This window comes from Nocardioides sp. CPCC 206348, from assembly GCF_048654705.1.
Classification (GTDB): domain Bacteria; phylum Actinomycetota; class Actinomycetes; order Propionibacteriales; family Nocardioidaceae; genus Nocardioides.
The window spans coordinates 1,352-1,704 of record NZ_JBMCZA010000198.1 but is presented as its reverse complement, the minus strand read 5'-3'; the positions used below and the strand labels follow the sequence as shown (position 1 = coordinate 1,704).

General features: G+C 71.4%; 1 protein-coding gene. It reads left to right on the top strand.

The window, feature by feature from the left end:
• Positions 1-45: 45 nt before the first annotated feature.
• The coding region (locus ACOADB_RS18410) for a hypothetical protein (RefSeq protein WP_378601655.1) at positions 46-353 on the top strand (308 nt) is incomplete at its 3' end.

Below are 353 nucleotides of genomic sequence, written 5' to 3'. Positions count from 1 at the left end.
GCCGCACCGCGCCGAGTCGTGGCGCTCGACGTCGAGGAGGGGCACATGGAGACGAGCACCCTCGAGCTGACGTCGACGACCTCGGTCGACTTCATGTCCTCGCCGCCGATCACCGTGCCGATGACCATCCCGTTCACGAGCACCGTCGCGGACGTCACCGACGACGGGGTGACCGTCGAGGTGGTCTACGGGAAGGCGACCGTTGCCGGCGGCGGGTTGCGCAAGGACGCGCTCGACCAGGCCCGCAAGGCGTTGGGGTACCTCGACGGCGTGACCGCCCGGGTCGGGTACGACCGGTCCGGCGCGGTCACGTCGCGAGACGTCGAGGTCGGCGACGACGCCCCCGACGTCGT